This is a genomic window from Pedobacter nutrimenti (genome assembly GCF_003208655.1).
Taxonomy (GTDB): Bacteria; Bacteroidota; Bacteroidia; order Sphingobacteriales; family Sphingobacteriaceae; genus Pedobacter; species Pedobacter nutrimenti.
This window is the reverse complement of sequence record NZ_QKLU01000006.1, coordinates 342,009-349,020: the sequence shown is the minus strand read 5'-3', so window position 1 is coordinate 349,020 and position 7,012 is coordinate 342,009. Positions and strand designations below refer to the sequence as shown.

General features: G+C 38.1%; 7 protein-coding genes. All 7 read left to right on the top strand.

Annotation, left to right across the window (positions count from 1 at the left end; translation table 11 throughout):
* A partial coding sequence (locus B0O44_RS25105) for a hypothetical protein (protein ID WP_211321409.1) occupies positions 1 to 185 on the top strand: 185 nt, incomplete at its 5' end.
* Between the two features lie 822 nt (positions 186 to 1,007).
* Positions 1,008 to 1,940, top strand: coding sequence for an outer membrane protein assembly factor BamD (locus B0O44_RS18210; protein WP_110833598.1), 933 nt, complete (start codon positions 1,008 to 1,010; stop codon positions 1,938 to 1,940).
* A complete protein-coding gene (locus B0O44_RS18205) occupies positions 1,940 to 2,266 on the top strand; it encodes a DNA-directed RNA polymerase subunit omega (RefSeq protein ID WP_110833597.1) in 327 nt (108 codons plus the stop codon). The genes B0O44_RS18210 and B0O44_RS18205 overlap by 1 nt, the downstream gene beginning before the upstream one ends.
* 47 nt (positions 2,267 to 2,313) lie before the next feature.
* Positions 2,314 to 3,513, top strand: coding sequence for a bifunctional phosphopantothenoylcysteine decarboxylase/phosphopantothenate--cysteine ligase CoaBC (coaBC, locus tag B0O44_RS18200; RefSeq protein WP_110833596.1), 1,200 nt, complete (start codon positions 2,314 to 2,316; stop codon positions 3,511 to 3,513).
* A gap of 92 nt (positions 3,514 to 3,605) precedes the next feature.
* Entirely contained in the window at positions 3,606 to 4,505 is a 900-nt protein-coding gene (gene porD / locus B0O44_RS18195; RefSeq protein ID WP_110833595.1) for a type IX secretion system protein PorD, read from the top strand.
* Positions 4,506 to 4,594: 89 nt separating this feature from the next.
* Positions 4,595 to 4,978, top strand: coding sequence for a BlaI/MecI/CopY family transcriptional regulator (locus B0O44_RS18190; protein ID WP_110833594.1), 384 nt, complete (start codon positions 4,595 to 4,597; stop codon positions 4,976 to 4,978).
* Between the two features lie 4 nt (positions 4,979 to 4,982).
* The gene (locus B0O44_RS18185) at positions 4,983 to 6,986 is read left to right on the top strand and encodes a M56 family metallopeptidase (RefSeq protein ID WP_110833593.1); all 2,004 of its coding nucleotides are present in this window, start codon (positions 4,983 to 4,985) and stop codon (positions 6,984 to 6,986) included.
* Positions 6,987 to 7,012: the final 26 nt, after the last annotated feature.

Genomic DNA, 7,012 nt, shown 5'->3' with positions numbered 1-7,012 from the left:
TTCGATACCTCGCTACGCTTGTAAATGACATCTCTTTAATGAACTTATCGGCTGGGCCTCACGGTAGCCTATATATCTTCTGGTTTCCTTCTCCTAAACAGGTCTGGTCGTTTATGTTCCAGATCCCTTTACTCAAATTCAATCCTTTCAATCTTTTTTATTCCGTTTACAAACTCCGTTTGTAAATCACCCCCTTTTGTTTGGGACTGCAAAGGTAGTAATCTTAATGTTATTCGCAAATTAATTTTAATCTTTTTTGCTTTTTATTTTCTCAGAACCTAAATCCCTCAAATCTCATCAACATTACCTTAAACCCGCTTTTCAATCCTTCTCCCCAATTCCTCTCTAGTGTCCCCTTCCTTCCGAAGCGGGATGCAAAAGTAGAAAAAATTATATCCCCTGCAAAGCTTTTACAACATCTATTTTTAAAACAATACCTAACTCCCTAAATTACAACCATAAAAACTTTTACTCACCCACTACCCAACAAACCCAAATGCCAGAATTGCACGTATTGAAGCCAATAAGCTCACAAGAACCTGATCAAATCAAAAAATTAACGACAGCGAGATACCTTCAAAAACATCTTTTTGTTGTTTATATCATAACCAAACCTGACATACCTATTATATATACCTATAACGGTAAAACCCGCAGTCCTGAAAAACCTGGCTTTTTAACACAAAACCAGATCTGCCCAATTGTTCTATAACATTCACACCACTCCTGGTCTATTATATTGTACCAAATGAATAGCTATATATAATACTACATAAATACCCCTCTATCCATTCCTTTTTACACCGGGAGCCTTTCTGGAAATTAAAGCAGCCTAAATACAGCTTTTTTAAACAAAACACCACATCATATTGAAGCCGGTCTCCCTGGCCACATTCCATAAAATTTGTTAAATAATGTTAAGGTCTTGAAAGGATCAAAGCCTTTATATAGCTTAGCAGCAATTATTTTTAATTGACGTTATCGTATTATTAACTTATCTTTGCAGAATGTTTAAAATTAAACACGTATTTATATTAAGTTTCACTGTTATAGCACTGAGTATTGCTGGCTGTAAAAGTCGTTTTGAAAAAATCAGACTGAGTAATGATGTAGCCAAAAAATACCAGGAGGCCATGAGGCTCTACAATAAAAAGGATTATTCAAAAGCGCTCATCCTGTTTGAAGACCTTTCCCAGAAATACAGGGGAAGAGAAGGTGCCGAAGAGCTAAACTACCATTACGCGCTTACTTTATATTATTTAAAGGATTATACCACTGCAAGATTCCAGTTTAAGTATTTCGCAGATACCTATCCAACGAGTAAATATGCTGAAGAATGCAGATACATGGGTGCTTACTGCTACTATCTGGATTCTCCTGAGTACCCACTGGATCAGGAAAACACTTATAAAGCCATTGATGCACTTCAACTGTTTATTAACCTTTATCCAAAAAGTGAACGGGTAGCACAGGCAAGTCAATACATAACCGATTTGAGAGCAAAACTGGAAAAAAAGGCTTTTGAAGGTGCTAAAATGTATTATGAAATGGGAGGCTATGACATTAGTAATTACAAGGCAGCCGTAATTGCATTAAAAAATGCACAAATCGACTTTCCAGACATTAAATATGCAGAGGAAATGGATATGCTGATTGTAAAATCGCAGTATCTTTATGCAAAAAACAGTTTAGAATATCGTCAGGAAGACAGGTTCAATGAAGCAATTGGTTACGCCAATGAATTTCTGGACTCCCATCCTGACAGTAAATTTGTTAAACAGGTTAAGGATTTAAAAAGCGATAGTGAGTCCGGCATAGTAAGGGCAAAAAGTTTAATCAGCCTGCAGGAACAACAATTCGCAAAATATAAAGCAACACTTGAAAAAGAGGGAAGAAAAGATACCTCTAATACAAACACGATTAAAAAACCCATCAAATAATGAATACTAATAAACCAGCTGTACCGAATACAACGGTGACTAGAAATGTAAATGATTTGGACAGAAGCACCGGAAATATATATGAGTCTTTAGTCATTATTGCCAAAAGGGCCAATCAGATTTCCAACAACATGAAAGAAGAACTTCATGGTAAATTAGCTGAATTTGCTTCATCTAATGACAACCTGGAAGAAATCTTTGAAAACAGAGAGCAAATTGAAATCAGTAAGCATTATGAGCGTTTACCTAAGCCTACTTTGATTTCAATCGATGAATTTCTGAATGAAAAAGTATACCACAGAAATCCGGCTAAAGAACAACAATAATTAACAGCATAGGGATTAGCTTGCATAATCGCTTGCATTAATAGACCATGCTAAAAAATAAAAACATCATCCTTGGCGTTTGCGGCAGTATTGCAGCTTATAAAGCTGCGACACTTGTTCGTCTTTTAGTCAAATCAGGCGCAAACGTCAAGGTCATACTCACCTCGGGGGCAGCAAATTTCATTACACCGCTAACCCTTTCCACTCTATCTAAAAACCCCGTATATACCCAGTACTTTTCTGAAGACACTGGCGTATGGAACAATCACGTAGAGCTCGGGCTCTGGGCAGATTATGTACTCATTGCGCCTGCAAGTGCAAATACCATTGCCAAAATGGCCAATGGCTTATGTGATAATTTATTGTCTGCAGTTTATTTATCTGCCAAATGCCCTGTTTTACTTGCCCCTGCTATGGACTTGGACATGTGGAAACATTCAAGTACCCAATCCAATATCCAAAAACTAAAGGCCGCAGGAAATATCATCATACCGCCAAATAGTGGAGAACTCGCGAGCGGACTTCACGGTGAGGGAAGAATGGCGGAACCTGAAGAGATTACCGAATTTTTAACCCAACAAATAAAAAAAAAACTCCCTTTAAAGGGTAAAAAGGTTTTAGTCACTGCCGGGCCTACTTATGAAGCCATAGATCCTGTCCGTTTCATCGGAAATCATTCTTCAGGAAAAATGGGCTTTGCGATAGCAGATGAGTTTTCTTCACTCGGTGCAGAAGTCACGCTGGTTAGCGGTCCGACAACCCAACACAACAATTATCCGGTGGAAAGAATTGATGTGGTCAGTGCAGCCGAAATGCTCAAAGCCTGCCAATTGCATTTTTCAACCTCTGACATTGTTGTTATGAGTGCTGCCGTTGCCGATTATACGCCTGTACATGTAGCCAGTCAGAAAATAAAAAAGAAAGACAATGACCTTTCTATTGAACTAAAAAAGACAACAGATATTTTAGCGACACTGGGTAAAGAGAAAAAGGCGGGCCAGATCCTGGTCGGTTTCGCACTGGAGACAGAACACGAAGAAGAGCATGCCAAAGCAAAATTGCTAAAAAAGAACCTTGATCTGATTGTCCTGAATTCACTAAATGATAAAGGTGCCGGATTTCAAACAGATACCAATAAAATAACTATCTTTAATAAGTCTTTTGAGCAAACTGTTTTTGAAGTAAAATCTAAACAGGAAGTTGCAAAGGACATCAGCAATGAAATATTAAAGCTTATTGGTAAATAAATCGGACAGGCTTTATATTCATCGCAACAAATAGGGTGCTGTTGAAACATCATCAAAACCCCATCTGATAAAAAAAAGTTAAATACAAACAGATGAAAAAACTTCTGATTATCGCCCTCCTTTCCACTGCCTTTTTTAAAGCCGGCGCACAAGAACTGAATGCAAAGGTTCAAATGCTGGCCCCTACGGTCCCTAACATCAATAAAAGAAACCTGGAACTGCTTCAAACAACCATAAGAGACTTTCTGAACAACAACAAATGGACAAATGAAACCTATTTGCAGCCAGAAAGGATTGACTGCAATTTTGTAATCACCATCACCAACTGGGATGGGGGTTCTTCCTATAAAGCAGAAGCACAGATCCAATCAAGAAGAGCTGTGTTCGGATCATCTTACAACAGTACTCTTTTGAACATGAGCGACAAGGACTTTGATTTTAACTACAATGAAGGACAACCTGTAGATTTCTCGGATCAGACTTTTCTCTCAAATATTGGCTCATTACTTTCTTACTATGCCTTTACCATTATTGGTTTGGATAAAGACAGTTTCAGCAAAATGGGCGGCACTCCTTTTTACATTAAAGCACAGAACATTTTAAACCTGGCCCAAAATGCAGGGAATACGGGCTGGAAAGCTTTTGATGGCTTGCGAAACAGGTATTGGCTTAATGAGAATCTGCTGAACAAAAGTTTTGAGCCCCTGAGGACCTTCATTTATAATTACCACAGAAATGGCCTGGATATATTACAAGACGATCAAACAAAAGCCATTAAAAATATCCTTGCTTTTTTACCAGACTTACAGCAAATGGACAAACAAAAATTGGGTTCTATTTTTCCAAATGTCTACTTTGCCAGCAAGGGCGAAGAGATCAGCAATGTATTCTCTCTGGCAAATACCTCCGACAAAATGACGGCTTACAATTTGCTGGTAGAAATTGATCCGGCAAATATTAACAAATACGAACAGCTCAAGAAATCACTTTAGTCTATAAAGCGCATTTTTTTTAAAAAATATTTTGTTTATACGAAAACATTCGTACATTTATATACGAAAACATTCGTACAAACATACATATGAATACTGCCCCCATCCATAAGCCTACTGAAAGTGAATTAGAAATTCTCCAGATCCTTTGGAGAAAAGGAGATTGCACGGTCAGAGAAGTCCACGAAATCCTGGAAAAGAATAAAGATGCAGGTTATACAACCACTTTAAAACTGATGCAAATCATGCATGAAAAAGGTCTGCTGTCCAGAGATACTTCTTCCAAGACACATATTTACCGTTCCTTGGTAAATGAGCAGAAAACTCAGGAACAAATGCTCAACAAAATGATTGATGGGGTATTCAATGGATCTGCGGCCCGTTTGGTGATGCAGGCCCTGGGTAACCACGAGGCCAGCAAAGACGAGATAGATTCTATAAAAAAATATTTGGATGAACTAAGCAAAAAATAAAACCATGGAAGCATTCTTAAATACCTTTATTAAAGCGACAGGCTGGAGTATATTTCATTCTTTATGGCAAGGTGCCATCGCATATCTGGTCTTGTTTATTGTTATGCAGTCGTTTCCCAGGTTAAATGCAAAAACCAAACACAATCTGGCCTACACAAGTATTTGCTTAATTTTTACAGGCTTCTTTATCACCTTCTTTCATTTCTTTCAGCTACCGGATCATCCTGCAAATTCAGGCTCTCCCCTCACCGTTAACTATTACCATTACATCAGTAATTTATCCTTAAGCGGCAAAGCTGAACAATACTTTCCAATGCTGGTTACAGTTTATACTATAGGTGTACTCCTTCAATTGACTTTGTTGTTTTCAGGTTATGCCAAACTAATTACACTCAAAAAAGCTTCACGTTTTGATGTCCCTGACGGATGGCACATGACTTTTAATACTATAAAGGCAAAATTAAACATTCAAAAAAGCGTAGGCTTTTACCTTTCTGCCCAGGTAAATGTTCCCCTGGTCATTGGTTATTTTAAACCAATTGTTCTTTTTCCCTTTGCTTTTGCCACTCAACTGGACATTCAACATGTGGAAGCCATTCTTATTCATGAATTATCGCACATCAGAAGGAATGACTACCTGCTGAACCTGATTAAGACGGTTATTGAAACCATGCTTTTCTTTAACCCATTTGTTTGGTTGTGCAGCAGGCTCATCCAGATAGAAAGGGAACATGCCTGCGACGATAAAGTACTAAGCATAAGTGGGACCCCACTGACCTATGCACATGCGCTTCTTAAAATAGAATTGCTAAAAGAAAAACAAATACCCGCATTTTCTCTTGCCGCAACAGGAGAGCATAATCAACATTTGTATCAACGCATTAAAAGAATTACAGATATGAAAACCAATTACATGAGTGCAAAACAGAAAATCTTCGCCATTTGCCTAACCATAGCCTGCGCAAGTTCACTGGCCTGGATCAACCCTTCAAAGGTGATCAAAAAAGCAAGCACCGTATCAAAGGATCTTTCTTCTGCAACCAAAGAAATTTTCCTCGATCAGTTTGCTGCAGTCCCTACTAAAACAAGAACCGCTCTACCCCAGGATACGACCAAGAAAACAAAAGCGACCAAGGTCATCATCATAGATTCTGATGGACAAAAAAGAACATACAATTCAATAAAAGAACTTCCGGACAGTTTAAGGAAAGAGGCCATCTTTGATCTTTCCTACGCAGATGAAAGATTAAAAAAAGACAGTTTGTATAGCCTGTCCTATCCTATGAGCTATCAATTAAATTACAATGTCAACAGCTCTCCGGAATTGAAAAAACTAATGGAAAACGTTCAAAAACAAAGCCTCCGTATTTCCACTCAGTTCAACTCCCCGGAATGGAAAAAGCAGCAGGAAGAGATCCAAAAGAATGCAGAAGAAATCAGAAAACGTTTCAATTCACCAGAGTGGAAGAAACAAATAGAAGACATTCAAAAGCAAAGTCTGACCATTAACAAGCAGTTCAACTCCCCGGAATGGAAAAAACAGCAGGAAGATATTCAAAAGAATGCCGAAGAAATCAGAAAACGTTTCAATTCACCAGAGTGGAAGAAACAAATGGAAGACATCCAGAAACAAAGTCTGGCCATTAACAAACAGTTCAACTCTCCGGAATGGAAAAAGCAACAGGAAGATATTCAAAAGAACGCCGAAGAAATCAAAAAACGCTTCAATTCACCGGAGTGGAAGAAACAAATGGAAGATATTCAAAAGCAAAGTCTGGCCATTAACAAACAGTTCAACTCTCCGGAATGGAAAACGCAACAGGAAAGCCTAAGAAAAAATGCAGAAGAACTCAGAAAACAGTTCAACTCCCCGGAATGGAAAAAACATGTTGAGGAAATGAAAGAACTTTATAATTCTCCTGAATATAAAGAATTGCAATCCAGGTATCAAAAGGAAATGGACCAGCTGATTAAGAAAAAAGCAGAAGGCTCAGATAAAAAAAGCTAAACCAAATATCCAACCAACAGACAAAG

What these genes read in the sequence shown, in the direction of transcription:
- B0O44_RS18210 (WP_110833598.1), top strand. Translation starts at nt 1,008, where the DNA reads ATGTTTAAAATTAAACACGTATTTATATTAAGTTTCACTGTTATAGCA.
- B0O44_RS18205 (WP_110833597.1), top strand. Translation starts at nt 1,940, where the DNA reads ATGAATACTAATAAACCAGCTGTACCGAATACAACGGTGACTAGAAAT.
- coaBC (WP_110833596.1), top strand. Translation starts at nt 2,314, where the DNA reads ATGCTAAAAAATAAAAACATCATCCTTGGCGTTTGCGGCAGTATTGCA.
- porD (WP_110833595.1), top strand. Translation starts at nt 3,606, where the DNA reads ATGAAAAAACTTCTGATTATCGCCCTCCTTTCCACTGCCTTTTTTAAA.
- B0O44_RS18190 (WP_110833594.1), top strand. Translation starts at nt 4,595, where the DNA reads ATGAATACTGCCCCCATCCATAAGCCTACTGAAAGTGAATTAGAAATT.
- B0O44_RS18185 (WP_110833593.1), top strand. Translation starts at nt 4,983, where the DNA reads ATGGAAGCATTCTTAAATACCTTTATTAAAGCGACAGGCTGGAGTATA.